Annotated in this window: 38 protein-coding genes and 1 pseudogene; 37 read left to right on the top strand and 2 right to left on the bottom strand. The window is 34.4% G+C overall.

Going from position 1 to position 24,403, the window contains the following annotated elements; genetic code table 11:
• Positions 1–371: 371 nt before the first annotated feature.
• Together J6V67_RS02715 and J6V67_RS02720 are read right to left on the bottom strand one after the other, a co-directional pair.
• A complete protein-coding gene (locus J6V67_RS02715; protein WP_179186973.1) occupies positions 372–515 on the bottom strand; it encodes a hypothetical protein in 144 nt (47 codons plus the stop codon).
• A gap of 86 nt (positions 516–601) precedes the next feature.
• The gene (locus J6V67_RS02720; protein WP_291858164.1) at positions 602–877 is read right to left on the bottom strand and encodes a hypothetical protein; all 276 of its coding nucleotides are present in this window, start codon (positions 875–877) and stop codon (positions 602–604) included.
• 370 nt (positions 878–1,247) lie between these two features.
• Here J6V67_RS02720 and rpsJ point away from each other — a divergent pair, with 370 nt between their 5' ends.
• The 37 genes and pseudogenes from rpsJ to panD all read left to right on the top strand — a co-directional run bounded on the left by rpsJ (position 1,248) and on the right by panD (position 24,393).
• Positions 1,248–1,559, top strand: a complete 312-nt coding sequence (gene rpsJ, locus J6V67_RS02725) for a 30S ribosomal protein S10 (RefSeq protein ID WP_002847957.1) — start codon at positions 1,248–1,250, stop codon at positions 1,557–1,559.
• 18 nt (positions 1,560–1,577) lie between these two features.
• Positions 1,578–2,156, top strand: coding sequence for a 50S ribosomal protein L3 (gene rplC / locus J6V67_RS02730; RefSeq protein ID WP_291858317.1), 579 nt, complete (start codon positions 1,578–1,580; stop codon positions 2,154–2,156).
• Positions 2,153–2,767 carry a 50S ribosomal protein L4 gene (gene rplD / locus J6V67_RS02735; protein ID WP_086247646.1) on the top strand — a complete coding sequence of 205 codons (615 nt, stop codon included), beginning with the start codon at positions 2,153–2,155 and terminating at the stop codon, positions 2,765–2,767. Before rplC ends, rplD begins: the two co-directional genes overlap by 4 nt.
• Positions 2,768–2,769: 2 nt before the next feature.
• Complete coding sequence (locus J6V67_RS02740; RefSeq protein WP_086247645.1) at positions 2,770–3,051, top strand: 50S ribosomal protein L23; 282 nt, start codon at positions 2,770–2,772, stop codon at positions 3,049–3,051.
• 1 nt (position 3,052) lies between these two features.
• Entirely contained in the window at positions 3,053–3,883 is an 831-nt protein-coding gene (rplB, locus tag J6V67_RS02745; RefSeq protein WP_291858322.1) for a 50S ribosomal protein L2, read from the top strand.
• Between the two features lie 2 nt (positions 3,884–3,885).
• On the top strand, positions 3,886–4,167 hold the full coding sequence (gene rpsS / locus J6V67_RS02750) for a 30S ribosomal protein S19 (protein WP_063997500.1): 282 nt from the start codon (positions 3,886–3,888) through the stop codon (positions 4,165–4,167).
• A gap of 9 nt (positions 4,168–4,176) precedes the next feature.
• Positions 4,177–4,488: pseudogene (gene rplV, locus J6V67_RS02755) on the top strand (50S ribosomal protein L22); the annotation flags it as partial.
• Between the two features lie 28 nt (positions 4,489–4,516).
• The gene (gene rpsC, locus J6V67_RS02760) at positions 4,517–5,215 is read left to right on the top strand and encodes a 30S ribosomal protein S3 (RefSeq protein WP_291858344.1); all 699 of its coding nucleotides are present in this window, start codon (positions 4,517–4,519) and stop codon (positions 5,213–5,215) included.
• Positions 5,215–5,640: a 50S ribosomal protein L16 gene (gene rplP, locus J6V67_RS02765; RefSeq protein ID WP_291858347.1), complete on the top strand. Its 426-nt coding sequence runs from the start codon at positions 5,215–5,217 to the stop codon at positions 5,638–5,640. The genes rpsC and rplP overlap by 1 nt, the downstream gene beginning before the upstream one ends.
• A complete protein-coding gene (rpmC, locus tag J6V67_RS02770) occupies positions 5,627–5,812 on the top strand; it encodes a 50S ribosomal protein L29 (protein ID WP_086247642.1) in 186 nt (61 codons plus the stop codon). The genes rplP and rpmC overlap by 14 nt, the downstream gene beginning before the upstream one ends.
• A 10-nt stretch (positions 5,813–5,822) precedes the next feature.
• Positions 5,823–6,080 carry a 30S ribosomal protein S17 gene (gene rpsQ / locus J6V67_RS02775; protein WP_291858351.1) on the top strand — a complete coding sequence of 86 codons (258 nt, stop codon included), beginning with the start codon at positions 5,823–5,825 and terminating at the stop codon, positions 6,078–6,080.
• Positions 6,080–6,448, top strand: a complete 369-nt coding sequence (gene rplN / locus J6V67_RS02780; protein ID WP_086225394.1) for a 50S ribosomal protein L14 — start codon at positions 6,080–6,082, stop codon at positions 6,446–6,448. The genes rpsQ and rplN overlap by 1 nt, the downstream gene beginning before the upstream one ends.
• Positions 6,448–6,681, top strand: a complete 234-nt coding sequence (gene rplX / locus J6V67_RS02785; protein ID WP_086225395.1) for a 50S ribosomal protein L24 — start codon at positions 6,448–6,450, stop codon at positions 6,679–6,681. The genes rplN and rplX overlap by 1 nt, the downstream gene beginning before the upstream one ends.
• 2 nt (positions 6,682–6,683) lie before the next feature.
• A complete protein-coding gene (rplE, locus tag J6V67_RS02790; RefSeq protein WP_291858361.1) occupies positions 6,684–7,226 on the top strand; it encodes a 50S ribosomal protein L5 in 543 nt (180 codons plus the stop codon).
• Between the two features lies 1 nt (position 7,227).
• Complete coding sequence (locus tag J6V67_RS02795) at positions 7,228–7,413, top strand: type Z 30S ribosomal protein S14 (protein WP_038452543.1); 186 nt, start codon at positions 7,228–7,230, stop codon at positions 7,411–7,413.
• 10 nt (positions 7,414–7,423) lie between these two features.
• Positions 7,424–7,819 (top strand): 30S ribosomal protein S8, encoded by a 396-nt coding sequence (rpsH, locus tag J6V67_RS02800; protein WP_086247639.1) that lies wholly within the window; start codon positions 7,424–7,426, stop codon positions 7,817–7,819.
• Between the two features lie 109 nt (positions 7,820–7,928).
• Positions 7,929–8,465, top strand: coding sequence for a 50S ribosomal protein L6 (rplF, locus tag J6V67_RS02805; protein WP_291858372.1), 537 nt, complete (start codon positions 7,929–7,931; stop codon positions 8,463–8,465).
• Between the two features lie 9 nt (positions 8,466–8,474).
• Complete coding sequence (gene rplR, locus J6V67_RS02810) at positions 8,475–8,831, top strand: 50S ribosomal protein L18 (protein WP_086254749.1); 357 nt, start codon at positions 8,475–8,477, stop codon at positions 8,829–8,831.
• 14 nt (positions 8,832–8,845) lie between these two features.
• The gene (rpsE, locus tag J6V67_RS02815; RefSeq protein WP_086225400.1) at positions 8,846–9,289 is read left to right on the top strand and encodes a 30S ribosomal protein S5; all 444 of its coding nucleotides are present in this window, start codon (positions 8,846–8,848) and stop codon (positions 9,287–9,289) included.
• A gap of 9 nt (positions 9,290–9,298) precedes the next feature.
• Positions 9,299–9,700 (top strand): 50S ribosomal protein L15, encoded by a 402-nt coding sequence (rplO, locus tag J6V67_RS02820; protein WP_291858379.1) that lies wholly within the window; start codon positions 9,299–9,301, stop codon positions 9,698–9,700.
• On the top strand, positions 9,700–10,962 hold the full coding sequence (gene secY, locus J6V67_RS02825; protein WP_291858382.1) for a preprotein translocase subunit SecY: 1,263 nt from the start codon (positions 9,700–9,702) through the stop codon (positions 10,960–10,962). The genes rplO and secY overlap by 1 nt, the downstream gene beginning before the upstream one ends.
• 2 nt (positions 10,963–10,964) lie before the next feature.
• Positions 10,965–11,726, top strand: a complete 762-nt coding sequence (gene map / locus J6V67_RS02830; protein ID WP_291858385.1) for a type I methionyl aminopeptidase — start codon at positions 10,965–10,967, stop codon at positions 11,724–11,726.
• Between the two features lie 39 nt (positions 11,727–11,765).
• Entirely contained in the window at positions 11,766–11,984 is a 219-nt protein-coding gene (gene infA / locus J6V67_RS02835) for a translation initiation factor IF-1 (protein WP_002848031.1), read from the top strand.
• A 3-nt stretch (positions 11,985–11,987) separates the two neighbouring features.
• Positions 11,988–12,599, top strand: a complete 612-nt coding sequence (locus tag J6V67_RS02840; RefSeq protein WP_291858451.1) for a Crp/Fnr family transcriptional regulator — start codon at positions 11,988–11,990, stop codon at positions 12,597–12,599.
• Positions 12,600–12,667: 68 nt separating this feature from the next.
• Entirely contained in the window at positions 12,668–13,993 is a 1,326-nt protein-coding gene (hcp, locus tag J6V67_RS02845; RefSeq protein ID WP_291858454.1) for a hydroxylamine reductase, read from the top strand.
• Between the two features lie 235 nt (positions 13,994–14,228).
• Positions 14,229–14,342: a 50S ribosomal protein L36 gene (gene rpmJ / locus J6V67_RS02850; protein WP_002848032.1), complete on the top strand. Its 114-nt coding sequence runs from the start codon at positions 14,229–14,231 to the stop codon at positions 14,340–14,342.
• A gap of 3 nt (positions 14,343–14,345) precedes the next feature.
• Positions 14,346–14,714 carry a 30S ribosomal protein S13 gene (gene rpsM / locus J6V67_RS02855; RefSeq protein ID WP_086247630.1) on the top strand — a complete coding sequence of 123 codons (369 nt, stop codon included), beginning with the start codon at positions 14,346–14,348 and terminating at the stop codon, positions 14,712–14,714.
• 9 nt (positions 14,715–14,723) lie between these two features.
• Positions 14,724–15,116 carry a 30S ribosomal protein S11 gene (rpsK, locus tag J6V67_RS02860; RefSeq protein WP_086247629.1) on the top strand — a complete coding sequence of 131 codons (393 nt, stop codon included), beginning with the start codon at positions 14,724–14,726 and terminating at the stop codon, positions 15,114–15,116.
• 28 nt (positions 15,117–15,144) lie between these two features.
• A complete protein-coding gene (gene rpsD, locus J6V67_RS02865; RefSeq protein WP_291858467.1) occupies positions 15,145–15,771 on the top strand; it encodes a 30S ribosomal protein S4 in 627 nt (208 codons plus the stop codon).
• Positions 15,772–15,784: 13 nt separating this feature from the next.
• Positions 15,785–16,783, top strand: coding sequence for a DNA-directed RNA polymerase subunit alpha (locus J6V67_RS02870; RefSeq protein WP_291858471.1), 999 nt, complete (start codon positions 15,785–15,787; stop codon positions 16,781–16,783).
• A 16-nt stretch (positions 16,784–16,799) separates the two neighbouring features.
• Complete coding sequence (rplQ, locus tag J6V67_RS02875; RefSeq protein WP_291858474.1) at positions 16,800–17,156, top strand: 50S ribosomal protein L17; 357 nt, start codon at positions 16,800–16,802, stop codon at positions 17,154–17,156.
• Positions 17,157–17,246: 90 nt separating this feature from the next.
• On the top strand, positions 17,247–18,767 hold the full coding sequence (locus tag J6V67_RS02880; protein ID WP_291858477.1) for a 5'-nucleotidase C-terminal domain-containing protein: 1,521 nt from the start codon (positions 17,247–17,249) through the stop codon (positions 18,765–18,767).
• A gap of 170 nt (positions 18,768–18,937) precedes the next feature.
• Positions 18,938–21,607, top strand: a complete 2,670-nt coding sequence (locus tag J6V67_RS02885; protein WP_291858480.1) for an autotransporter outer membrane beta-barrel domain-containing protein — start codon at positions 18,938–18,940, stop codon at positions 21,605–21,607.
• Between the two features lie 83 nt (positions 21,608–21,690).
• Entirely contained in the window at positions 21,691–21,966 is a 276-nt protein-coding gene (locus J6V67_RS02890; RefSeq protein ID WP_291858484.1) for a NifU family protein, read from the top strand.
• 279 nt (positions 21,967–22,245) lie between these two features.
• Complete coding sequence (locus tag J6V67_RS02895; RefSeq protein ID WP_291858487.1) at positions 22,246–22,791, top strand: hypothetical protein; 546 nt, start codon at positions 22,246–22,248, stop codon at positions 22,789–22,791.
• Complete coding sequence (locus J6V67_RS02900) at positions 22,772–24,043, top strand: UDP-N-acetylmuramoyl-L-alanyl-D-glutamate--2,6-diaminopimelate ligase (RefSeq protein WP_291858490.1); 1,272 nt, start codon at positions 22,772–22,774, stop codon at positions 24,041–24,043. Before J6V67_RS02895 ends, J6V67_RS02900 begins: the two co-directional genes overlap by 20 nt.
• 2 nt (positions 24,044–24,045) lie before the next feature.
• Entirely contained in the window at positions 24,046–24,393 is a 348-nt protein-coding gene (gene panD, locus J6V67_RS02905) for an aspartate 1-decarboxylase (protein WP_291858492.1), read from the top strand.
• Positions 24,394–24,403 lie beyond the last annotated feature (10 nt).

A 24,403-nucleotide genomic window follows, 5' to 3' on the forward strand; every position in this document is an offset into this window, starting at 1 on the left:
AGACCAAATACAGATACGGCTATGATGCTTGGTATGGCACATCACCTATATACTACAGGTAAATATGATAAAGAATTTATAGCTAATTATACAACTGGATTTGATAAATTCTTGCCATATCTATTAGGTAAAAGCGATAAAACCTCAAAATCAGCTATATAATAGCTTAAATTTAACTCCATTTACAATATATAAATAATGCCAATATATTAACATTATTAAATTTTAATATACTTAGTGACGCTAAAATAAATAAACGTTTATCTCTTATAATGATAGCATTCTTTGTAAATTTATACTATCACGCCTTATATTTGCAAAATCCACAACGGAAAAGATTTTTAAATTTAGCTAAATCATAGAATTTAAAGCTACTCCACTAAACAAAGTCCGTGTGTAAAAGGTATATCGATATTTATTTTTCCGTTCATTAGGGATTTTATTAGCTCTGCATCGCTCTCTCTTTGTTCTAGCTGTTTTTGGCGTCTTTGTTCATCGATTTTAAGGATTATCACTACATCGGCAAAGTCTATTCTTACTGGATTTGCACAGATATAAAAAATTATTTTGACATATGGAGGTAGAAATTTTGTAAATGGTTTTAGATTATCTTTGAGATTGTGTTGGGGGGGGTATTGCGTATTTTGGGGCGCGCAATAAATAGATTTAAACTCATCACATTATCATCTATGACGGCGATTTGGTACGGGGCAAAGTTGCCAAAGCCTTTTTTGCGAATTGTCTTGCCAAGTGTGCTTTTGCCGCTGCCACACAGTCCAGTTAGGGCTACTATTAGTCGTGGTTTTTCTTTTAATGTTTGAATACAAATTTGATTTAATTGCTCAAGTAGTTGTGAGCGATTTTGATATATTTTCATTAATTACCTTTTTAATTTATGTTAATTATATCTAAAATTTGATTGTAAATTAGATAAATTTAATGTTATATAAAAATTACTTAATTAGCTTTACAATCTTTTAGTAATAATAACATAATTCTATAGATTATCTAAATTTAAATTTCATTCTAATATTTAAAATATTCCTTATAAAAAGGAAAAAAATAAAACAAAATTTGCAAAAATAGCGGTAAAATTTGCTTTTAAAGCTTATTTTGGGTATAATTCGCGTCTTTTGATGAGAAGCGTAAGCTTTGCTTGCATGCTTGAGAGATCAGTATAAGCCTCTGCAAGAGCACTATATCAAAAGGTCGCAAGTTGGCGACAAGTTATTTTTAAAGGAAAAAACATGGAAAGAATTAGGCTTAAGCTAAAAGCTTATGACCACAGAGTTCTAGACCGTACAGTTGCAGCCATAGTAGAAGCTGTCAAACGCACTGGTGCCGATGTACGTGGGCCAGTACCAATGCCTACAAAGATTAAACGCTACACAGTGTTAAAATCTCCACATGTTAATAAAGATTCTCGTGAACAATTCGAGATGAGAATTCACGCTCGTATGTTAGATATCGTAGCAGCTACGCCTGATACAGTTGATAGCCTAACAAAACTTGACCTTGCCCCTGAGGTAAATGTCGAAGTTCGTGCTATGGGCAAGTAAGCATAAAAGGAAGAAATGATGGAATATATCGTAGAAAAAATAGGTATGAGCAGAACTGTCTCAAACCCAAGTACTCCTGTTACATTGCTTAGACTTTTACCGGCTAAAGTGTGTGAAGTAGGTGAAAATAGCAGAGCTATCGTGGCTTATGCTCATACAAAAGCTAATAACAAAGCTATTAAAGGTCAGCAAAAAAAATATGGCTTAAGTAGCGAATTTAATCAATTTGCAACTCTAAGTGTAGCAAATAGCGAAGCTGGTGATTTGGATACAACTCCACTAAATGAAGCAAAAGTTTTAAAAGTTAGCTTCAATACAAAAGGTAGAGGTTTCCAAGGTGTTATAAAAAGACATGGTTTCTCAGGTGGTCCTGCAAGTCATGGTTCAAGATTTCACCGTAGACCAGGTTCTATAGGTAACTGCGAATGGCCAGGTCGTGTTCAACCAGGTAGAAAAATGGCAGGACACTATGGTAATGAAAAAACTACTGTTAAAAACGAAGTTGTAAGCTTTGATAGTGCTAATGGAATTTTAGTATTAAAAGGCTCAGTTCCAGGATTTAACGGTACTATGGGTAGAGTAAGGATAGTTAAATGAGTAAAATAGCAGTTTTAAATGATAAATTTGAAAAAACAAGCGAACTAGAACTACCAGCAAGTTATGCTGAAGTAAATTCGCACAATTTATATCTGTATGTTAAAAGCTACCTTGCTAGTATGAGAGCAAACTCAGCCCACACAAAAGGTCGCTCAGATGTAAGCGGTGGTGGTAAAAAACCTTGGCGTCAAAAAGGACGTGGCGGCGCAAGAGCTGGTTCAACTAGAACTAACGTTTGGGTTGGCGGTGCTGTGGCATTTGGTCCTAAAAATAATAGAAATTATAACCAAAAAGTTAATAAAAAACAAAAAAGATTAGCGCTTGAATTTGCTCTAAACGAAAAAGTTGCAAATGGCAAATTCTATGCAGTAGATAGTATTGCTATTGAAAGTGGTAAAACAAAAGATGCAGCGGCTATTATCAAAAAACTTGGTATTAGAGATGCGTTAATCATCAAAAATGAACTTGATGCTAAGACTCTTTTAGCATTTAGAAACCTAGCAAACTGCTATGTAGTAGACGCTAGCGAAGTAAATGCATATTTAGTCTCAGTCTATAGTGCAGTTATAGCTGAAAAATCAGCACTACAATCAATAGTAAAAGAGGGCTAAAAATGGCAGATATAACAGATATCAAAACTATAGTATATACAGAAAAAACTCTTGGCCTTCAAGAACAAGGTGTGGTAGTAATCCAAACTTCACCAAAAATGACTAAAAATGGTCTAAAAGAGGTATTAAGAGAGTATTTTGGCGTAACGCCACTTAGAGTAAATTCACTTAGAATGGATGGCAAAGTTAAGCGTTTTAGAGGTAGAGTTGGCGTAAGAAACGACTTTAAAAAATTCTATGTCAAATTACCAGATGGCGTAAGCCTAGCAAGTCAGGAGGCATAAGATGGCAATAAGAAGTTTTAAACCTTATACTCCAAGTAGAAGATTTATGACTGGTTTAAGCAGTGAAGATATCACAGCTAAAGCTAGTGTAAGAAGCCTACTTGTTAAAATTCCTGCCGCAGCTGGTAGAAATAACAATGGTAGAATCACAAGCCGCCATAAAGAAGCTGGTGCTAAAAAACTATATCGTATTATAGATTTTAAACGCCGCAAATTTGGAATTCCTGGCAAAGTTGAAGCGATCGAATATGATCCAAATAGAAATTGCCGCATCGCTTTAATCTCATACGCAGATGGCGAGAAAAGATATATTATTCGCCCTAGCGGCCTAAATGTAGGCGATGTAATTAGCGCTGCTGAAGCTGGCCTAGATATTAAACCTGGTAATGCAATGAAACTAAAAAGTATTCCAGTAGGTACAATAGTCCATAATATCGAGCTAAAACCAGGTAAAGGTGCTCAAATGGCTAGAAGTGCTGGCGGCTATGCTCAACTTATGGGTAAAGAAGAGAAGTATGTAATTCTAAGGCTTCCAAGCGGTGAGATGAGACAAGTTCTAGCTGAGTGTATGGCTACTGTAGGTGTAGTTGGCAATGAAGATTGGGCAAATGTAACAATCGGTAAAGCTGGCCGTAACCGCCATAGAGGTATTCGCCCTCAAACTAGAGGTAGCGCAATGAACCCAGTAGATCACCCACACGGTGGTGGTGAAGGTAAGAAAAATTCAGGCCGTCACCCAGTTACTCCATGGGGTAAACCAACTAAAGGTGCTAAAACTCGCCGTAAAAAAGCTAGTGATAAACTTATAATTTCTAGAAGAAAGGGTAAATAACGATGGCTAGATCGCTAAAAAAAGGTCCTTTTGTAGATGACCACGTAATGAAAAAAGTCATCGCTGCAAAAGCTGCTAACGATAATAAACCAATTAAAACTTGGTCAAGAAGAAGCACAATCACTCCTGAAATGATAGGTTTGACATTTAATGTGCATAATGGCAAAAGCTTTATCCCTGTATATGTAACAGAAAACCATATAGGTTATAAGCTAGGCGAATTCGCACCAACAAGAACATTTAAGGGTCATAAAGGCTCTGTTCAGAAAAAAATCGGTAAGTAAGGGGAAGTTATGAGTAGAGCAATTATTAAATTCATCAGACTATCTCCAACAAAAGCTAGATTAATAGCTAATGAAGTTCAAGGTATGAATGCTGAATTAGCATTAGCAAGCCTTAGCTTTATGCCAAATCGTGGCGCAAGATATATCGCAAATGCAATCAGCTCAGCTGTAGCAAATGGCGGTTTTGAGCCTGAAGAGGTAGTTGTGAAAAGTTGTAGAGTAGATGCAGGTCCTGTATTAAAAAGATTCCGCCCAAGAGCAAGAGGAAGCGCAAGCAGAATTCGCAAACCTACTAGCCATATCTTAGTAGAAGTAGCTAAACCAGCAAAAATAGAGAAGGAAGCATAAAATGGGACAAAAAGTTAATCCAATAGGCCTTAGACTAGGTATAAATAGAAACTGGGAGTCTAGATGGTTTCCATCAAAAGCAACTCTTCCAGAAAATATAGGCGAAGACTATAAAATAAGAAAATTCCTAAAAGCTAAGCTATATTATGCTGGTGTTAGCCAAATTTTAATTGAAAGAACAGCTAAAAAATTAAGAGTAACAGTAGTAGCTGCTCGCCCTGGTATTATCATCGGTAAAAAAGGTGGCGAAGTAGAAAATCTAAGATTAGAAGTTGCTAAACTAGTCAATAAAGATGTAGCTATTAATATTAAAGAAGAGCGCAAAGCAGGTAGTTCAGCTCAATTAGCAGCTGAAAATGTAGCTATGCAATTAGAGCGTCGTGTGGCATTCCGCCGTGCTATGAAAAAAGTAATCCAAGGCGCACAAAAAGCTGGCGCTAAAGGTATTAAGGTAAGTGTAGCAGGTCGTTTAGGTGGCGCTGAGATGGCTAGAACCGAGTGGTATCTAGAGGGTCGTGTGCCTCTACATACTTTAAGAGCTAGAATAGATTATGGTTTTGCTGAAGCTCATACAACTTATGGTAACATAGGCGTAAAAGTATGGATATTCAAAGGTGAAGTTCTTCAAAAAGGTATCCAAGAGCAAAAGAGCGAAGAAGCAGCTCCTAAAAAAGCAAAACGCGCTAGAAGGGGTAAATAATGTTATTACCAAAAAGAACGAAATATCGTAAAATGATGAAAGGCCGCAATCGTGGCTATGCAACTCGTGGTACAGCTCTAGCACTTGGCGAATTTGGATTAAAAGCTGTAGAAGCTGGTAGAATCAACTCTCGCCAAATAGAGTCAGCTCGTCAAGCATATACTCGTCATGTTAAAAGACAAGCTAAAACTTGGATTAGAGTATTCCCAGATAAACCTATCACTAAAAAACCTCTAGAAACTCGTATGGGTAAAGGTAAAGGTAGTGTTGAAGAGTGGGTAATGAATATCAAACCTGGTAGAATAATTTTCGAAATGGCTGGAGTATCTGAAGAGCTTGCTAGAGAGGCTCTAACATTAGCTATGCACAAACTACCATTCAAAACTAAGTTTGTAACAAGAGAGAGCGAAAATGAAATATACTGATATAAGTGGAAAAAATTTAAGCGAACTTAACGCTTTATTAAAAGAGAAAAAGGTGCTTTTATTTACACTTAGACAAAAGCTAAAAACTATGCAGCTAACTAACCCTAATGAGATCCGTGAAACTAAAAAAGATATCGCTAGGATCAATACTGCAATTAGTGCTGCGAAGTAAGGGGTAAATGATGGCAGTAGAAATGAAAAGAGAAATTCAAGGTGTCGTAGTCGCGATAGCTGGGAATAAAACTGCAACTGTATTGGTTGAAAGAAGAGTTATGCACCCAAGATATCATAAATTTGTAAAACGCTTTAAAAAGTATCTAGTTCATGATGAAAAAAATGAACTAAAAGTGGGAGATACTATATCAGCTGTTGAGTGCAGACCGCTAAGCGCTAGAAAAAATTTCCGCTTACAATCAGTTTTGAAAACAGGAGTTGAATAATGATACAAAGTTTTACAAGACTAGCAGTAGCAGATAACAGTGGCGCAAAAGAGCTAATGTGTATAAAAGTTTTAGGTGGTAGTAAAAGACGATACGCAAGCCTTGGCGATGTTATCGTTTGTTCAGTTAAGAAAGCTCTACCAAATGGCAAAATCAAAAAAGGTCAAGTAGTAAAAGCAGTAGTTGTAAGAACAAAAAAAGAGGTTCAAAGAGATAATGGTTCTCTAATTCGTTTTGATGAGAATGCTGCTGTTATTCTTGATAATAAAAGAGAACCAGTAGGTACTCGTATATTTGGCCCAGTAGGTAGAGAAGTAAGATATGCGAATTTTATGAAAATCGTATCTCTTGCACCGGAGGTTCTATAATGGCAGTAAAATATAAAATCAAAAAAGGCGATGAAGTAAAAGTAATCGCAGGCGATGACAAAGGTAAAGTTGCTAAAGTTTTAGCAGTACTTCCTAAAAAAGGTCAAGTAATAGTAGAGGGTGTAAAAGTTGCTAAAAAAGCCGTAAAACCAAGTGAGAAAAATCCAAATGGTGGTTTTATAAGCAAAGAGATGCCTATTGATATTTCAAATGTAAGCAAAGTTGAGGGCTAAGTATGAGATTAAAAACTAAATACGCAGAGAGTATCAAACCAGCTTTAGTTAAAGAATTTGATATTAAAAACCCTATGCTTATACCAGCACTAGAAAAAATCGTAATTAGTGTTGGTGCTGGCGAAGGAGCAAAAGATCAAAAATTGCTTCAAAATATGGCCGATACTATATCTTTAATAGCTGGTCAAAAAGCAGTCGTAACAAATGCTAAAAAATCAGTAGCTGGCTTTAAAGTGCGTGAAGGCTTCCCAGTAGGTATCAAAGTAACTCTAAGAAAAGAACAAATGTATGCATTCTTAGATAAGCTAATTAGCGTTGCACTTCCTAGGGTAAAAGACTTCCGTGGCCTTCCTAGAGATGGATTTGATGGTCGTGGTAATTATAACTTTGGTTTAAATGAACAACTAATGTTCCCAGAAGTTGCGTATGATCAAATTTTAAGAACACATGGTATGAACATAACTATAGTTACAACAGCACCAGATGACAAACAAGCGTTCAAACTACTTGAACTATTTGGCATTCCATTTGCAAAAGGAAAGTAATATGGCAAAAAAATCAATGATAGCAAAAGCAGCACGCAAACCTAAATTTAGCGTGCGTGGATACACTAGATGTCAAATTTGTGGTCGCCCACACTCTGTTTATAAAGATTTTGGAATTTGCCGTGTGTGCCTAAGAAAAATGGCTAACGAAGGACTAATACCAGGTCTTAAAAAAGCAAGTTGGTAAGGGAAGCAAGATGATAAATGATTTAATTTCAGATGGATTAACACGCATTAGAAATGCAGCTATGAGAAGACTAGATACAACTCAGCTTCTACACTCAAATGTTGTTGAGGCTACTCTAAAAATTCTAGCACAAAAAGGCTATATCGAGAGCTATAATGTAATTGAAGAGAATAATAAAAAATTCATCAATGTAGTTCTAAAATATGACGAACGTGGTAGAAGTGTGATCAATGAACTAAAAAGAGTTTCAAAACCAGGAAGAAGAGTTTATCAAGGTAAAGATGAGATTAAAAGATTCAAAAATGGCTATGGAACGATTATCGTTAGTACTAGCAAAGGCGTTTTAAGCAATGACGAAGCGCACAAAGCTGGTGTTGGCGGCGAAGTACTTTGTAGCGTTTGGTAATAGTTGAATTAGCCTTGAGTCATATTTAACTCAAAGCTAATCTTTTTTATGGCATTGGGTATCCATTCGCAAAGCGTAGAAATACCCTAGACAAGTAAAAAGGAAAAATATGTCAAGAATTGGAAAACAGCCAATATCTATTCCAAGTGGTTTAGATGTTAGTTTAAATGGTTCGGTTTTAGTGTTTAAAAAGGGCAATGCTACTAAAGAATTAGACACTAAAGGTAATGTTAATGTAGAAGTTAAAGATGGTAGTATCACATTTGCTAGCAAAGGCGATGATAGACAAAGTAGAGCATACTGGGGTACATACCGTGCGCTAGCTAACAATATAGTAATTGGCTTAACAGCTGGATTTACTAGACAGTTAGAGATTAATGGTGTTGGTTATAAAGCTGCAGCAAAAGGCAAAGTATTAGAACTAGCTCTAGGTTTTTCACATCCTATTAACTATGAACTTCCTGATGGTGTTGAAGTAAGTGTTGAGAAAAACATTATCACTATCAAAGGTAGCGATAAACAAGTAGTTGGACAAGTAGCAGCTGAAGTAAGAGGCTTTAGACCGCCAGAGCCATATAAAGGCAAGGGTGTTAAATATGTCGAAGAGCGCATAATCCGCAAAGCCGGTAAAACATCTAAGAAATAAGGGTAAGCAATGGTAGCAAATGTATTAAAAAGAAAATTATCTCTAAGAATTAAGAGAAAAAGAAGAATTAGAGCTAAAATTAGCGGTACTCCAACTTGCCCTAGAATTTCTATATTCAAATCTAATAGAACTCTATACGTCCAAGCGATAGAAGATATCAACGCTACAACACTTTGCGCTAGCGATGGTAGAAAACTAGGCATCAAAGCAAATAAAGCTGGCGCAGCAGTATTAGCTAAAGATATTGCTAGCAAGCTAGAAAAAGCTGGAATCAAAGAAGCGGTATTTGATAGAAATGGCTATCTATATCATGGTGTAGTTGCAGCATTTGCTGAAGCTCTAAGAGAAAATGGCATTAAGCTATAACGCAAGGATTGTTGATGGAAAAGTATAATAGAGAAGAATTCGAAGAAGTAATCGTCGACATTGGTCGCGTTACTAAGGTTGTTAAAGGCGGTAGAAGATTTAGATTTACAGCTCTTGTTGTTGTAGGTGATAAAAAAGGTCGTGTAGGTTTTGGCTTTGGTAAAGCTAAAGAAGTTCCAGATGCGATGAGAAAAGCAACTGATGATGCGTTTAAAAACATTGTAGAAGTCAAATTAAAAGGCAATACAATTCCTCACGATATCGAAGTTAAATACAACGCAAGTAGAATTCTACTAAAACCAGCTAGCGAAGGTACCGGAGTTATCGCTGGTGGTGGTGCTCGTCCAGTTGTAGAGTTAGCAGGTATTAAAAATATACTTACTAAATCTCTTGGTTCAAACAACTCTGCAAATGTGGTTCGCGCTACAATTAAAGCGTTAAGTATGCTAAAAGGTTAAGGAGAGGCCATGGGATTAGAAAATTTACAAAAAGCCGCAGGCTCAACTCGCAATACTAAAAGAATTGGTCGTGGCCAAGGTAGTGGCTGGGGTAAAACAGCTACAAAAGGTGGTAAAGGTCAAACAGCTAGAAAAGGTTATAATGAAAAAAGAGGTTTTGAAGGTGGTCAACAGCCACTTCAAAGAAGACTACCAAAAGTAGGCTTTACTTCTAAATTTGAAAAACCATACGCAATTAGCATTGATAAAAACCCTGCTATTAAAGAGTTAAGCGAGATTACACTAGATACTCTTAAAACAGTACACAAATTCTCAAATAGCATCAAAAAAGTTAAACTAATTGGTGCTGGAGCTAAAGATTTAGCTTCTAAAATTAAAGATGAGAATATAAAGGTAACTGGAATTAACTAATGAACAGAGCATTAATCAACAAGATATTAATTACGCTTGGATTTTTGTTTGCTTATCGGGTGCTGGCTTATGTGCCAGTACCTGGTGTAAATATTGATGTTATTAGGGAATTTTTTACTTCAAATAGTTCAAATGCACTCGGTATGTTTAATATGTTTAGTGGTGGGGCTGCTGAGCGATTAAGCATTATTTCACTAGGTATTATGCCTTATATTACAGCTTCAATTATTATGGAGCTTTTAGCTGCTACATTTCCAAATTTAGGTAAGATGAAAAAAGAGCGTGATGGTATGCAAAAGTATATGCAAATTATCCGTTATGCTACTATAGTAATTACTGTTATACAAGCTATTGGTGTAAGTATTGGCTTACAAAGCTTAACTGGTAGAGACGGTGCAAGTGCTATAATGATAGATATGAATTTATTTATCGGTATTAGCTGTGTGTCTATGCTAACTGGTACAATGCTACTTATGTGGATTGGTGAGCAGATAACTCAAAGAGGTATTGGAAATGGTATAAGTCTTATCATTTTTGCCGGTATTGTAAGCGGCATCCCAAGCGCTATTGGCGGTACGATAGACTTAGTAAATACTGGTGAGTTAAATTTCTTAGTAGTTATCGCAATTGCTTTAGTTATATTAGCTACTGTAGGTGTGGTAATCTATGTGGAGATGGGCGAGAGAAGAGTGCCAATTTCATATTCTCGCAAGACTATTATGCAAAATCAAAATAAGAGAATAATGAATTATATTCCTATTAAAGTAAATCTTAGTGGTGTTATTCCACCGATTTTTGCTAGTGCTATTTTGATGTTTCCTGGAACAATTTTGCAAGCAAGTACAAATGAGTTTATAGTAGCTATAAATGATTTTTTAAATCCAAACAGCTACTTTTTTAATATTTTAACATTTTTGTTTATTCTATTTTTTGCATATTTTTATGCTTCAATTACATTTAATGCAAAAGATATAAGCGAAAATTTAAAAAGACAAGGCGGCTTTATTCCTGGCGTTAGACCTGGTGAAAGTACTGCGCATTTTTTAAATGATGTTGCTAGTAGACTAACGTTAACTGGTTCTATTTATCTAGGCCTTATATCTACTTTGCCTTGGGTTTTGGTTAAGTTTATGGGAGTACCATTTTATTTTGGTGGTACATCTGTGTTAATTGTGGTTCAAGTAGCGCTTGATACAATGAGAAAGATTGAAGCTCAAGTATATATGAGCAAATATCAGACCCTAAGTGCTGTTGGATTATAATTATGGCTATAAGTATTAAAACTCCAAAAGAGATACAAAGTATGCGTGCGGCTAATAAAATAGTCGCAGCTACTTTAGATCATCTTCATACAGTTATTCAGCCTGGAATTTCATTACTTGAGATTGATAAAATTTGCGAGGATATGATAGTAGCTGCTGGGGCTAAACCTGCGTTTAAAGGTCTTTATGGTTTTCCAAATGCTGCTTGTATTAGTGTAAATGAAGTTGTCATTCACGGGATTCCAAGTAACTATATTTTGCAAGATGGTGATATAGTCTCAGTTGATATTGGTTCAAATTTAAATGGTTTTTTTGGTGATAGTGCGAGAACTTATCCAGTAGGAAATATTTCTAAAAGCGATGAAGAGCTGATAGCTTGCAGTAAAGATGCATTGTATTATGCTATAGATGAGATTAGGGCTGGTATGCACTTTAAAGAGCTATGCTATAAGCTTGAGCAGTTTATCTTAGGGCGTGGCTATGTCCCTTTAAAAGGGTTTTGCGGGCATGGCATCGGTCGCAGACCACATGAAGAGCCTGAGATTCCAAATTATTTAGAAGGAGCTACCCCAAAGGCTGGACCAAAGATTAGAAATGGTATGGTCTTTTGTATTGAGCCTATGATTTGCCAAAAAGATGGTACTCCAAAGATTGCTGCAGATAAATGGACTGTAACTAGCGTAGATGGCTTAAGAACGGCTCATTACGAGCATTGTATAGCCGTAGTAAATGGAAGGGCTGAGATACTTAGCGTAGCTGATTAAAATTTATTTAAATTTAAAAGTTTATTTAAGGAGATAAATTTGGCAAAAGACGATGTAATAGAAATAGATGGCAATGTAGTAGAGGCTTTGCCTAATGCTACATTTAAAGTAGAGCTTGATAATAAGCATATAATTTTATGCCATATAGCTGGTAAGATGAGAATGCATTATATAAAGATTATGCCAGGCGACCGCGTAAAAGTAGAGTTAACGCCATATAGCTTGGATAAAGGTAGAATCACATACCGTTATAAATAATATATGATAGATAATCTAAAAGATAAGCTCAAAAGACTCGGTGTAGTTTCGCAAGACCTAGATAGGATAGAAGAATTTTTACAAATTAGAAAATTTAACGATGGCAAGCTACTTACAAAGAGCCATTATGGACTTTTATTAGTTGGTTCTGGGCGTCTTAGGGTTTATACTATTTTTGGCAGTCAAGAAAAGACAATTCTCACCCTTGAAAAGGGTGATGAGTGGGTAATATGCCAAATTTGCACTCAAAAATCACTTCAGTTAGAGTTAAATCTTCAAGCTCTTGGTGATTTAGAAATTATTACAATTCCAGATAATATTTTTAGAGATTTAAGAGAGAAATATCCTAGGTTTAGTGAGTACATTTTAACTGTTTTTGCTAAGCAATTTGCTAAGAGTATAGAGGCGGCTTCAAAAAGCAAAACAATACCATTTCGTGATAGGTTGATTGAATTTATCAAAAATAACGCTATAAATGGTAGTATAAAAATAACCCATCAGCAAATAGCAAACCATCTAGGCGTAACAAGAGAGAGTGTATCTAAGAATCTTAAACAGCTAGAAAAAAATGGATTTTTAACCTTGTCAAGAGGTAAAATTTTTTTAGAAATGTGAAGTGATTACATACAAAAATACAAAAATTCTATAAAATCTAAATTTAATTTATTTTTTAAAGGATTTTTATGGATTTAGAAATGTTTTGTCATCAGTGCGAAATGAGTGCCAATGATGGCTGTGGCTCTAAGGGGCAAAGTATGGGAACTTGCGGTAAAGATGCCACATTAGCAAGATTACAAGATATGATGATATTTGCTCTAAAGGGCCTAAGTGCGTATCGTCACCATGCAAATGAATTGGGAGCTAATACAAAAAATGTAGATGATGTAATGGCTCAAACTCTATATTTTACACTTACAAATATGAATTTTAATTTCGATCAGCATATTGAACAACTGCTAAAAGTAGGCAAGGCTGGTGTAGAAGTTATGGATATCTTAAGTAATGCCCATACTAACAAATTTGGTATCCCAACTCCTGTAAAAATTAGTCAAAATAAAGCAAATGGTAAAGCTATTTTAGTAAGCGGACATAATCTTCACGCATTAAAAGAGCTGCTAGAACAGACTAAAGATAAAGGAATTAATATCTATACTCACTCTGAGATGTTGCCAGCTCATGGTTATCCAGAACTTAAAAAATATCCACATCTAAAAGGAAATTTAGGTAAAGCATGGTTTGATCAAACTGAGCTTTTTAACAAATTTAGTGGAGCTATTTTAATGACTACAAACTGCATTGTTCCACTTCGCAAAAGTGCTACATATAGCGATAGATTATTTGGATATGATATAGCAAGCACTAAAGGCATAGCTCATATTAATGGCGATGATTTTACTCCATTAATTAATAAGGCTTTAGAACTTGATGATGTAAGTGGCTTTGATAGCGATGAAGTAATCAGCACAGGTCATCACTATAAGGCTATTTTGCCTATGGCTGGTGAGATTTTAGAGGCGATTAAAAGTGGTAAAATTCGTAGATTTTTTGTAATAGCAGGATGCGATGCACCAGGCAAAGGTAGAGAGTATTATAGAGAGTTAGCTCTTAGTGTGCCAAAAGATTGTGTAATCTTGACTTCAAGCTGTGGTAAATTCAGATTTAACGATATAGATTTTGGTCTTATTGAAGGAACAAATATCCCAAGATATTTAGATTTAGGTCAGTGTAACGATAGTAATGGCGGAGTAAAAATAGCTATGGCTCTAAGCGAAGCTACAGGGATTGCCATCAACGATTTACCACTTTCAATAGTGTTAATGTGGATGGAACAAAAAGCTATAATAATATTAGTAGCGCTCTTATATTTGGGCGTAAAAAATATTCATATAGGACCTAGTTTACCAAAATTTTTAAATAGTGAAATATTAAATTTCTTAGTAGAAAAATATAATTTATCTCTAATTAGTGGAGATCCAAAAGCAGATTTAGAAAAGTTTTTAAATTCTTAAGCCTTTAACAGAGCTAAAGCTCTGTTAAACCAAAATCATTTTAATTATTTTTAATTTTTAAATTCAAATTTATAAAATTTAAAGCAAAATTAGGGTATTATTTTGAGCTTTGCATTTAACTAGGCAAAGAAGTGTTTTTAAAGCGCGCCACTGTTTTAAAAATAGTTGGTTTAAGCTCGTTCTTAGACCTAAATGCAGTCTAGTAAAAGTGGTAATAAATTTTTAGGAGACTAAAATGAAAGTTCGTCCTTCTGTAAAGAAGATGTGTGACAAATGTAAAATTGTCAAACGCAAAGGCATAGTTCATGTAATTTGCGAAAATCCAAAACATAAACAAAGACAAGGATAAGGTATGGCTCGTATTGCAGGTGTTGATTTACCAAAGAAAAAAAGAGTTGAGTATGGCCTTACATATATCTATGGTATAGGTCTATATACTTCAAGAAAAATTCTTGATGCTGTAGGTATCTCTTATGATAAGAGAGTTTATGAGTTAAGCGAAGACGAAGCTGCTGCAATCAGAAAAGAGATCCAAGAGAACTATATGGTTGAGGGTGATCTAAGAAAAAGCGTAGCTATGGATATCAAAGCTTTAATGGATTTAGGTAGCTTTAGAGGCTTAAGACACAGAAAAGGTCTGCCAGTGCGTGGTCAAAAAACAAAAACTAACGCAAGAACAAGAAAAGGCAGAAGAAAAACTGTTGGTGCTGCTACTAAATAAGGATAAGATATGGCAAAAAGAAAAGTAATTAAGAAAAAAGTAGTTAAAAAGAATATAGCTAGAGGTATTGTTTATGTCTCTGCTACATTTAATAATACAATGGTTACAGTTACCGATGAAATGGGTAATGCTATTGCGTGGAGTAGCGCTGGTGGTTTAGGTTTTAAAGGTAGCAAAAAATCAACTCCATACGCAGCTCAACAAGCCGTAGAAGATGCACTATCAAAAGCTAAAGAACACGGTATTAAAGAAGTCGGTATTAAAGTTCAAGGCCCAGGTAGCGGTAGAGAAACAGCAGTAAAAAGTATTGGTGCAGTAGAAGGAATTAAGGTGCTATATCTAAAGGATATAACTCCACTAGCTCACAATGGCTGCAGACCACCAAAACGCCGCCGCGTGTAATTGTAGATAGAATTTAGGAGAAATTATAATGGCAAGATATAGAGGACCAGTTGAAAAATTAGAAAGACGCCTAGGTGTATCTCTTGCACTTAAAGGCGAAAGAAGACTAGCTGGCAAGAGCGCAGTTGAAAAAAGACCATACGCTCCAGGCCAACACGGACAAAGAAAAGCAAAAATAAGTGAGTATGGTTTACAATTAAGAGAGAAACAAAAAGCTAAATTTATGTACGGCGTAAGCGAAAAGCAATTTAGAAGATTATTTGCTGAAGCTGCAAGAAAAGATGGCAATACTGGTGCGCTTCTTATTGCTCTACTAGAACAAAGATTAGATAATGTAGTATACAGAATGGGCTTTGCATCTACTCGTAGATTTGCAAGACAGCTAGTAACTCACGGCCATATTCTAGTAAATGGTAAAAGAGTAGATATTCCATCATATAGAGTAAGAGCTGGCGAAAAGATCGAAATTATAGAAAAAAGCAAAGAAAACCCACAAATCGTTCGTGCTATAGAGCTTACTAATCAAACAGGCATGGTAGCTTGGGTTGATGTAGAAAAAGATAAAAAATATGGAATTTTTACTAGAATTCCAGAACGTGAAGAGGTTATCATTCCAGTTGAGGAAAGATATATAGTCGAGCTTTACTCTAAATAATAAGGAGAGTATGATGAGAAAGATAACAACGTCAGCTTACATGCCTACTGATATAGAGGTTATCCCAGTAAGTGAAAATGTAGCTAAAATAGTAGCATATCCATTTGAAACCGGTTATGCAGTTACTCTAGCTCATCCGCTTCGCAGACTACTTTATACAAGTACAGTTGGATTTGCTCCAACTGCTGTTAAAATCGAGGGCGTATCGCACGAATTCGATAGTATGCGTGGTATGCTAGAAGATGTAACACTATTTATCATAAATCTCAAAAATATACGTTTTAAGCTAAAAAACGACTCAGAACACGAAGTTATCGAGTATAGCTTTAAAGGACCAAAAGAGATAACTGGTGCTGATTTATGTAACGATATCGTTAGTATAGTAAATCCTGAAGCATATTTAGCAACAATCAATGAAGATGCTGAGCTTAAATTTACACTGGTAATAGAAAAAGGTATCGGTTATGTTCCTAGTGAAGAGATCAGAGAGAATGTAGAGAATGGTTATATCGCTCTTGATGCGTTTTTTACACCAGTTAAACATGCAGTTTATGAGATTGAAAATGTCCTAGTTGAGGATAATCCAGACTATGAAAAAATAGTTTTAACTATAACTACTGATGGTCAGGTATCACCTTTAGAGGCGTTTAAAAACTCAATTGAGGCTATGTATAAGCAAATGGCAATATTTAATAATATTTTAAGTATAGATGTAAATATGGCCATGACATCATCTCAAGGTTCTAGTGAGCACTCAAAATTACTAGAGAGCATCGAAAATTTAAATCTATCAGCTAGAAGTTTTAACTGCTTAGATAAGGCTGAGATTAAATTTATTGGTGAGCTTGCTTTGATGGAAGAGAGCGAGTTAAAAGAGCTTAAAAATTTAGGTAAAAAATCTCTTGATGAGATTAAAGCTGTAATGGCTGAAATAGGCTATCCATTTAGCGAAAATAAGCTAGGCGATAGCAAAGAATCACTCAGAAAAAAGATAGCTGAGTTAAAATCATAAAAGCGAAGGAAAGATAATGAGACACAATCACGGATATAGAAAACTAGGCCGCACTAGCTCTCACCGTGCTGCTTTGCTTAAAAACCTTACGATTGCAATCGTAAAGGCTGGTAGAATTGAAACTACACTGCCAAAAGCAAAAGAGCTAAGAAGCTACGTAGAAAAATTAATTACAAGAGCTAGAAAAGGCGATTTTAACGCTCATAAATTTGTATTTGCATACTTACAAGACAAAGAAGCTACTAATAAATTAGTAACTGAAATTGCACCAAAATATGCAAATAGAAACGGTGGCTACACTAGAATTATTAAAACACGCGTTAGAAAAGGCGATGCTGCAGAAATGGCTTATATCGAGCTAGTATCTGAATAAAATTTTTGCTAGGAGAGATCCTAGCAAGTTGCTTAATTAAGTATTCTCAATTTACAAACCATAAATTTTAAAAATTAAATGAGATTTAATATGAAAAATATATTTATAATATCTGCTCTAATAATTTTATTTGCTGGTTGTAGCGTAACAAAAAATGACAAAATCCATCATTTAACTATCCTTCATACCAACGATCATCATGGTACTATTTTGCCTATTGACTCCAAAGGCGGATTAGCTCAGCGTGCGACATATATAAATTCTATTAAAGCTACTACTAAAAATATACTAATCCTTGATGCTGGCGATATCAACATCGGTGGTGTTATCTCTAATATGTTTGATGCAGTTCCAGATATCAAGGCCTATAATGCTATGGGCTATGATGCTGTAACGCTAGGAAATCACGAATTTGATGGAGGCCACCAAAAGCTATTAAATCAGATTAAAGAGTCGAAATTTAAATGGCTATCTGCTAATATTCTAGATCAAAATCTAACTCCAATAGTAAATCCATACATTATAAAAGATTATGATGGTTTTAGAGTTGGTATTTTAGGTCTTACGACAACCTATACTAAAAATAGCTCATTAGCAGATCCAAGTTTAGTATTTGAAGATGAGATACAAAGTGCTAAAAAATATGTTAAGATTTTAAAAGATACACATAAAGTTGATGTCATCATCGCCTTAACCCATCTAGGCACAATAAAAGAATCTGCCACCTATCTAACTGCTATAGATTTAGCTAAAGCAGTTGATCAAATCGATTTAATTATAGATGGCCACTCTCATACTAAATTTCAAAATCCACTTTATGTAGGTAAAACTGCTATCGTCTCAGCCTATGAGCAAGGTAAATTTGTCGGTAAAGCCAAAATTGCTATAAGTAATAATAAACTCTTAGATCTTAAGTGGAGCGATCATGCTATTACTCAAGATCTTGCTCCAGATCCAGTCGTATCGCAAATTCTTGCTCCATATATTCAAAAGGCAAATGCAAGCTTAAAAGATATAATATTTCAAACTAGCGATGAGTTTGAGCTAAAAGCCAAGGAGACTAGATATCAAGAGACAGCTATTGGCAATTTTATTTGTGATAGTATTGTTTCCTACCTTAAAGAGCGTAATATTAGCGTAGATTTTGCAATGATAAATGGTGGTAGTATTCGCAGTGGTTTGCCTAAGGGAGATATAACTAAAGAGGATATTTTATTAACTTTACCGCATCAAGATAGTATTAATGTTATACAAATCAGTGGTAAAACTTTAATAAAACTTTTTGAAAAGATAGCTAGCTTGAAGCAAGGCAATGGTGAATTTATGCAGGTCTCATCATCTTTAAACTATACTGTAGCCTACGATAAATCTCAAAAAGGCAAGCTTGTATCTTTAAGCATAAACTCTAGCCCTGTTGATCCAGATCGTTTATACTATCTAGCTACAAATAGCTATATCGCTACAAATCAAATATTTATCGATATTTTAGGGCAACTTGAGCGATATGATACGGCTATGCCGCTTAATCAATCGATTATGGATTACGCTTTAACTTTAAAAACAAAAGTTACTCCAAAACTAGATGGTAGAATCAAAATAATCAAGCAATAGCTTTAATCTCTTATAAATTCACTTCTTCATCAGTGTTATAATTGCTGTTGGAGATGTGGATTTAAATATTACAATTTAATCATCAAAACTAGCAAATTTATGATATAATCTAAGCTTTATTTTAAATTTAAGGAGCGTAATTTGACAAAGATTAAGTTGTCCGCACTTGTGTGTGCGATTCTTGTTGGGGGGGGGGGCAACAGTTAGTTGCTGGAGATTTAAATTTAAAAGATAATCAAAATTTTATTATTGAACAAAATGTTGATTATAATGATGTTTTTATTAAAAATTCTTCTCTTACGATTCAAAATAAATCCAATGTAACATTTGATACACTTTCATCAAGCAATGATTTAGATAATATTTCTAGTCTTACTGTAAAAGATAAATCAAATTTAAAAATAGCTGGTCGCATGGACTATTTTGCAGATGTTGAGTTTTATATTAATGATTCTATTGTAGAAATAAATGGTCAGTTAGATTTGTTAAATCATAATACCGCTGGATTATTTATGAATAACAATAGCGCTTTGAAGATTAGCGGATCATTTAATCCACATGCCGGAGATGTGACTATTTATAACGGCTCAAATGTAGCAGCCAATAAATTACACCTAATAGATAGCAATATTAACATCAATAGTAGTAAGATCGTCATTTCTACTAGTGGAGAATTTAGAAGTGGTTCTTTTGTATTGGAAAATGATTCAACTGCTAAATTTAATACAGAAATTAAGGCGTTTAGAGCATACCAGGGCGAAGGAAATCCACTAGGAGAAAATCCTAAATTTAAAATATTAAATGGTTCAAAATTAAACATAGGTACAGATGTTGATTTTAATGAAATTTCTTTTGTTGTTTCTGATAATTCTACGGTCGATATTGGCGGTAAACTTGATGTGAAAAATTCTGGTACCATAGAATTTATAAATGGCGAATTTGCTGTAAATGATGGCGGTATTAGGATTGCTAAATCAAATTTAAATGTTGCAGGTGAGGTAAATTTTAATAATTCTGATACAGAGTTAAATAATAGCTCAAATGCAAATTTCAAAGATAAATTAACTCTTATTGATAGTGCTATGCTACTTAAAAATAGTAGCACATTAAATGTTGGCGGCGTAGCCGACTTTACTGACTCTGCTCTTGTCGTTCAAAATGGCTCTAAAGTGTTGTTTAATGATAAATTTACAATAAAAAATGAAGCTGAAAAAAGTATAATTATATTAGATAATGGTTCAGCAATTGATATCAAAGGAGACTTTGAAAATCATGGTGTAATATATTATGGAGCGAGTGCAAATAATGCTCCTAAAATCACAGTTGATGGCAAAACAACTTTAAGAGATACTACAGAGATTGGAATTTATGCAACAAGTGGCGATATATCAAATTTAAATCAGGCAGTATTTTTAGAGAGTAAAGGTGCGATAGAAAACAAAGTAGCCGATGAAAATATCTATGCCATGTATTTTGACCCAAATAATCAAGATGCAAATGAAGAGGGTTTAGTAAAATATGACCAAAATATAATTGATGCTTCTTTAAATTTAAGCAAAGATGGCAAAAGGCTAATTTTTAGTATCGGAATGACTGATGAAATAAAAGAGAAGCCACTAACTCAAAAGGTTGATTTCATAGCTCAATCCACTCAAACATCAGGTATAAATCTAACTACTCAAGATTTAGATATCATCTCATCACTATTTGGCATAGGTGATTCTAAGGGCAATGGCGCAATAGCAACTGAGGGCATAAAGCTAGCCGCCCAAGCAGCAGCTGGAAATAAAGAAGCTGCTCAAATAATATCTAAAACCGCCAAAGCTATTCAAAAGAACTCACAAGACTCTATAAACGCTACTTCAAATTTGATAAATACATTTAACTTGGCTACAAAAAACGAAGTAGGCAAAAGAATTTCAAATGTTACAACTCGCTCAAATGCAAGTCAACTTGCAAGTTTCATCGAGTCTCTTGAGGGGCAAAAATTTGCTGATGCAAGCAATGGCGTACTTCTGTCAATGATGGCTGATGAGATGGCCGAGTATCAAAACTCATTTTATCTAAATGCCCTAGGCGCTAAAGGCGACTTTAAAGATGGCACAAATCCAAAAATCTACGGCGCAATCTTAGGTTATGATAGAATGATAGATGACTTGCTAATTGGCAGCTACTTCTCATATACAAATTCCAAAACTAAAAATATTACACTTGATAGCGATATCTATGAGCTTGGACTTTATTCTAGATATTTTTTAGATAATAATGAATTTGGCTTTAATATAGCTGGAGGTTATGGTAAAAATGACTTAAGTTACACCCAAAATATCTTTGGAGTAAATAAGTTTTTACAATCTAAATTTAACTTGGCGTATATCACTTTAGGATTGGATTATGGTTATAGGTTTGCTATTAATGATAATGCAAGTATTAAGCCATATATTGGAGCAGATTATCTATACTCTAAAACTCAAAACTACACTTTAAAAGATGAAACCGGAGCAGACTTTCAAAAGATACAAAGCAATACAGCTAAGAATTTAAAAGCTAAACTAGGCCTTGAAATGGTAAAAAGATTTGATGAAATTTCAATTTATGCAGATGCTAAAATCAAAAGAGATTTAATCAATGATGAAGGACTTACTAGAAGTTCATTTGCAGGTTCAAGTGCTGGATTTAATATTAAAGGTAATGATAAGAAATATACAAATTTTGCACTTGATACTGGAATTGCATATAATGCAACTAAAAATTTAAGTATAAATTTAAACCTAGGGGCTGATGTAAATAGCGATGATAAAATATATAGCACAAGCTTTGGAGCTACTTATAAATTCTAATAAATAGAGCCTATTTTTAGGCTCTATTTAATCTAAATTTTTTATATTTCTATATAATTGCTCAAAAATATAAAAGGTCAAAAATGATACCATTTAGTGATGAAGAGCTTTATGAGCCAGTTTGGGAGAGTCTTAAGGTCGTTATGCCTATGCTTGAGCGTGATGGTGGCGGTATGGAGCTTTTAGGGATTAAAAATGGAGTTGTGTATGTGCAATTAACTGGGCATTGCCATGGTTGCGCAGCTAGCTCTCAGACGCTTAAGTTTGGGATTGAAAAACAAATTCGCAATGATATTCACCCAGAGCTAACAGTAGTAAATATACCAATTGGTCAAGAATTTGATATATCAAAGATGTAAAATCTTACAATGTTTCAAACTAATGGTCTTAAGCAGCAAAAACGGTAAATTTTGAATTATCTCTTTTGGTGTGTGGTTATAACATCTACTAATGCAACTAAAATCTAAACCTAGGGGCTGATATAAATAGCGATGATAAAATCTATAGCACAAACTTTAGAACTACTTATAAATTCTATTAATAGAGCCTAAAAATAGGCTCTATTTAATCTAAATTTTTTATATTTTGTGTATAATTAGTCAAAATTTTTTAAATTTATGCTATATCCAGGGGAATAGATGGAGCAAAATTACAAAGAAATTGCGATAAAATTATTTAAGCAAGGTCAATTTGAGCTAGCTAAAATAAGTCTTAGCATGGCGTATAATAAATTGCCAAGCGATGAGTTACTTGCATTTATTGAGTTTTGCGATATAGCAAAGGATAATCCAAATGATGCTTTCTCGCTCTTTGCGATATACTTTGATCCAGCTCAAGATGACAATACGCAAATATTTAATGAGATGATTGAGATTATGCAAAGCTCAGTCCAAGAGAGCAATATGGAGATTGAAAGCCAAAATGCTATTACTTATGCTGATTTTAAAAATTTGTTAAATGAAAATAATTTTAAAAGTCTATTTGAGAGTATTTTATTTTCAACTAAAATCATAATTATGCATAAAGATGAGCTTTTTGAGCTGGTAAATTTCCTTGTAGATAATGGATTTACAGAGATTGGACTAAAGTATTTAGAGGGTTCAACTAAGATGTTTGCAGGAGATGAACGCTTAGCAATTATGCTAGAAAAGATTAGGAATAAAGATGAAAATAGCCTTAAATGATGGATTTTTAACTGATAATTCTAATGATGTTGCGACTGGGGCTTATTTTGTAGTTACTAATTCAAATTCAAAATATGCAGATGATGCACTAGATGCTGGAGCAAAACTAATTAGCCCACGACAAGCTATAGAGATTTTAGGACTTAAAGAGCGTATAAAAATTATTGGAATTACAGGTACAAATGGCAAGACTACAACGGCGTTTTTACTCGCTCATACCCTCTCAAATTTAGGCTATAAATGTGCTATTAGCGGGACATGTGGATCATTTGTAGATGGTAGGCAGATTGCTAAAAAAGGGTTGACAACTAGTCAAATTCTAGAGACTCTAAGCTATATAAAAGAAGCAGTTGAATGTGATTGTAAATATTTTATAATGGAGGTTAGCTCTCATGCTATAGCGCAAAATCGTATTGAAGGGCTAGAATTTGCTTTAAAAATTTTTACGAATTTAAGTCAAGACCACTTAGACTTTCATAAAAGCTTTGATGAGTACGCTAGAGTAAAGTCAAGCTTTTTATCAGATTCAAGCGATAAAATTATAAATTGCGACGATAAAAATATTAGCTATAATGCTTTAAATGCGCTTACCTACTCATTAAAAAACGGCAATATAATCGCTAGTAATTTTGAGCTAAAAGATGGCATAATTGCAACTATACAAAGCAAGAGCGAAATAGCAAATTTAAGCCTAAATTTGCATGGCAAATTTAATCTTTATAATGCTCTTGGCGTTATTGCTGCAAGCAAGAAATTGCTAAATTTAGATCTTCAATCTATTTGTGATGCTCTAAAAAGCTTTAGTGGAGTAGCTGGTAGAATGGAGATAGTATCTCCTGATATTATTGTAGATTTTGCACATACACCAGATGGTATAGAGAAAGTTTTAAGTTCTATGCAAGCAAGAGAGCTAATCGTAGTCTTTGGCGCTGGTGGCGATAGAGATAAAAGCAAGCGAGCTATAATGGGGCAAATAGTTGCAAAATATGCCAAGGTTGCAATCGTAACAAGCGATAATCCTCGTAGCGAAGATCCAAATTCAATAATAGAACAAGTCGTTTCTAAAATGCCGCCAAATACCATTAAAATTACCGATCGTAAAGAGGCCATTAAAAGGGCAATAGATATACAAAATGGCGAAGTTTTACTCATTTTAGGTAAAGGAGATGAGGATTATCAAGAGATAAATGGGATAAAGTATCCATTTAGCGATCAAAAAATAGTAAAAGAAATATTAAGCAATAAAGGATAAAAATGAAAATACAGATGCTAGCTAGCAAAATTCACAGAGCTACGGTAACAGATGCAAATTTAAACTATGTAGGTTCTATTACAATTGATGAAAATCTGATGAAAGCTGCAAATTTAATCGAATTTCAAAAGGTTGAAATACTAGATGTAAATAATGGTGAGAGATTTGCAACTTATGTAATAAAAGGGGAAAAAGAGGGTGAAATTTGCCTAAATGGAGCAGCTGCTAGAAAGGTTTGTATAGGTGATATTATTATAATAGTTAGCTATGCTACAATGAGTGTAAAAAAGGCTAAAAAATTTAAACCAACTATTGTTCATGTAGATTCAAATAATAAAATAGATGGCTAAAAAAGCCAAA

The organism is Campylobacter sp. (assembly GCF_017646085.1).
GTDB lineage: Bacteria > Campylobacterota > Campylobacteria > Campylobacterales > Campylobacteraceae > Campylobacter.

Bases quoted from the DNA above. Each gene is read 5' to 3' on its own strand.
- J6V67_RS02720 (WP_291858164.1), bottom strand. From the start codon at position 877: ATGAAAATATATCAAAATCGCTCACAACTACTTGAGCAATTAAATCAA.
- rpsJ (WP_002847957.1), top strand. From the start codon at position 1,248: ATGGAAAGAATTAGGCTTAAGCTAAAAGCTTATGACCACAGAGTTCTA.
- rplC (WP_291858317.1), top strand. From the start codon at position 1,578: ATGGAATATATCGTAGAAAAAATAGGTATGAGCAGAACTGTCTCAAAC.
- rplD (WP_086247646.1), top strand. From the start codon at position 2,153: ATGAGTAAAATAGCAGTTTTAAATGATAAATTTGAAAAAACAAGCGAA.
- J6V67_RS02740 (WP_086247645.1), top strand. From the start codon at position 2,770: ATGGCAGATATAACAGATATCAAAACTATAGTATATACAGAAAAAACT.
- rplB (WP_291858322.1), top strand. From the start codon at position 3,053: ATGGCAATAAGAAGTTTTAAACCTTATACTCCAAGTAGAAGATTTATG.
- rpsS (WP_063997500.1), top strand. From the start codon at position 3,886: ATGGCTAGATCGCTAAAAAAAGGTCCTTTTGTAGATGACCACGTAATG.
- rpsC (WP_291858344.1), top strand. From the start codon at position 4,517: ATGGGACAAAAAGTTAATCCAATAGGCCTTAGACTAGGTATAAATAGA.
- rplP (WP_291858347.1), top strand. From the start codon at position 5,215: ATGTTATTACCAAAAAGAACGAAATATCGTAAAATGATGAAAGGCCGC.
- rpmC (WP_086247642.1), top strand. From the start codon at position 5,627: ATGAAATATACTGATATAAGTGGAAAAAATTTAAGCGAACTTAACGCT.
- rpsQ (WP_291858351.1), top strand. From the start codon at position 5,823: ATGGCAGTAGAAATGAAAAGAGAAATTCAAGGTGTCGTAGTCGCGATA.
- rplN (WP_086225394.1), top strand. From the start codon at position 6,080: ATGATACAAAGTTTTACAAGACTAGCAGTAGCAGATAACAGTGGCGCA.
- rplX (WP_086225395.1), top strand. From the start codon at position 6,448: ATGGCAGTAAAATATAAAATCAAAAAAGGCGATGAAGTAAAAGTAATC.
- rplE (WP_291858361.1), top strand. From the start codon at position 6,684: ATGAGATTAAAAACTAAATACGCAGAGAGTATCAAACCAGCTTTAGTT.
- J6V67_RS02795 (WP_038452543.1), top strand. From the start codon at position 7,228: ATGGCAAAAAAATCAATGATAGCAAAAGCAGCACGCAAACCTAAATTT.
- rpsH (WP_086247639.1), top strand. From the start codon at position 7,424: ATGATAAATGATTTAATTTCAGATGGATTAACACGCATTAGAAATGCA.
- rplF (WP_291858372.1), top strand. From the start codon at position 7,929: ATGTCAAGAATTGGAAAACAGCCAATATCTATTCCAAGTGGTTTAGAT.
- rplR (WP_086254749.1), top strand. From the start codon at position 8,475: ATGGTAGCAAATGTATTAAAAAGAAAATTATCTCTAAGAATTAAGAGA.
- rpsE (WP_086225400.1), top strand. From the start codon at position 8,846: ATGGAAAAGTATAATAGAGAAGAATTCGAAGAAGTAATCGTCGACATT.
- rplO (WP_291858379.1), top strand. From the start codon at position 9,299: ATGGGATTAGAAAATTTACAAAAAGCCGCAGGCTCAACTCGCAATACT.
- secY (WP_291858382.1), top strand. From the start codon at position 9,700: ATGAACAGAGCATTAATCAACAAGATATTAATTACGCTTGGATTTTTG.
- map (WP_291858385.1), top strand. From the start codon at position 10,965: ATGGCTATAAGTATTAAAACTCCAAAAGAGATACAAAGTATGCGTGCG.
- J6V67_RS02840 (WP_291858451.1), top strand. From the start codon at position 11,988: ATGATAGATAATCTAAAAGATAAGCTCAAAAGACTCGGTGTAGTTTCG.
- hcp (WP_291858454.1), top strand. From the start codon at position 12,668: ATGGATTTAGAAATGTTTTGTCATCAGTGCGAAATGAGTGCCAATGAT.
- rpmJ (WP_002848032.1), top strand. From the start codon at position 14,229: ATGAAAGTTCGTCCTTCTGTAAAGAAGATGTGTGACAAATGTAAAATT.
- rpsM (WP_086247630.1), top strand. From the start codon at position 14,346: ATGGCTCGTATTGCAGGTGTTGATTTACCAAAGAAAAAAAGAGTTGAG.
- rpsK (WP_086247629.1), top strand. From the start codon at position 14,724: ATGGCAAAAAGAAAAGTAATTAAGAAAAAAGTAGTTAAAAAGAATATA.
- rpsD (WP_291858467.1), top strand. From the start codon at position 15,145: ATGGCAAGATATAGAGGACCAGTTGAAAAATTAGAAAGACGCCTAGGT.
- J6V67_RS02870 (WP_291858471.1), top strand. From the start codon at position 15,785: ATGAGAAAGATAACAACGTCAGCTTACATGCCTACTGATATAGAGGTT.
- rplQ (WP_291858474.1), top strand. From the start codon at position 16,800: ATGAGACACAATCACGGATATAGAAAACTAGGCCGCACTAGCTCTCAC.
- J6V67_RS02880 (WP_291858477.1), top strand. From the start codon at position 17,247: ATGAAAAATATATTTATAATATCTGCTCTAATAATTTTATTTGCTGGT.
- J6V67_RS02890 (WP_291858484.1), top strand. From the start codon at position 21,691: ATGATACCATTTAGTGATGAAGAGCTTTATGAGCCAGTTTGGGAGAGT.
- J6V67_RS02895 (WP_291858487.1), top strand. From the start codon at position 22,246: ATGGAGCAAAATTACAAAGAAATTGCGATAAAATTATTTAAGCAAGGT.
- J6V67_RS02900 (WP_291858490.1), top strand. From the start codon at position 22,772: ATGAAAATAGCCTTAAATGATGGATTTTTAACTGATAATTCTAATGAT.
- panD (WP_291858492.1), top strand. From the start codon at position 24,046: ATGAAAATACAGATGCTAGCTAGCAAAATTCACAGAGCTACGGTAACA.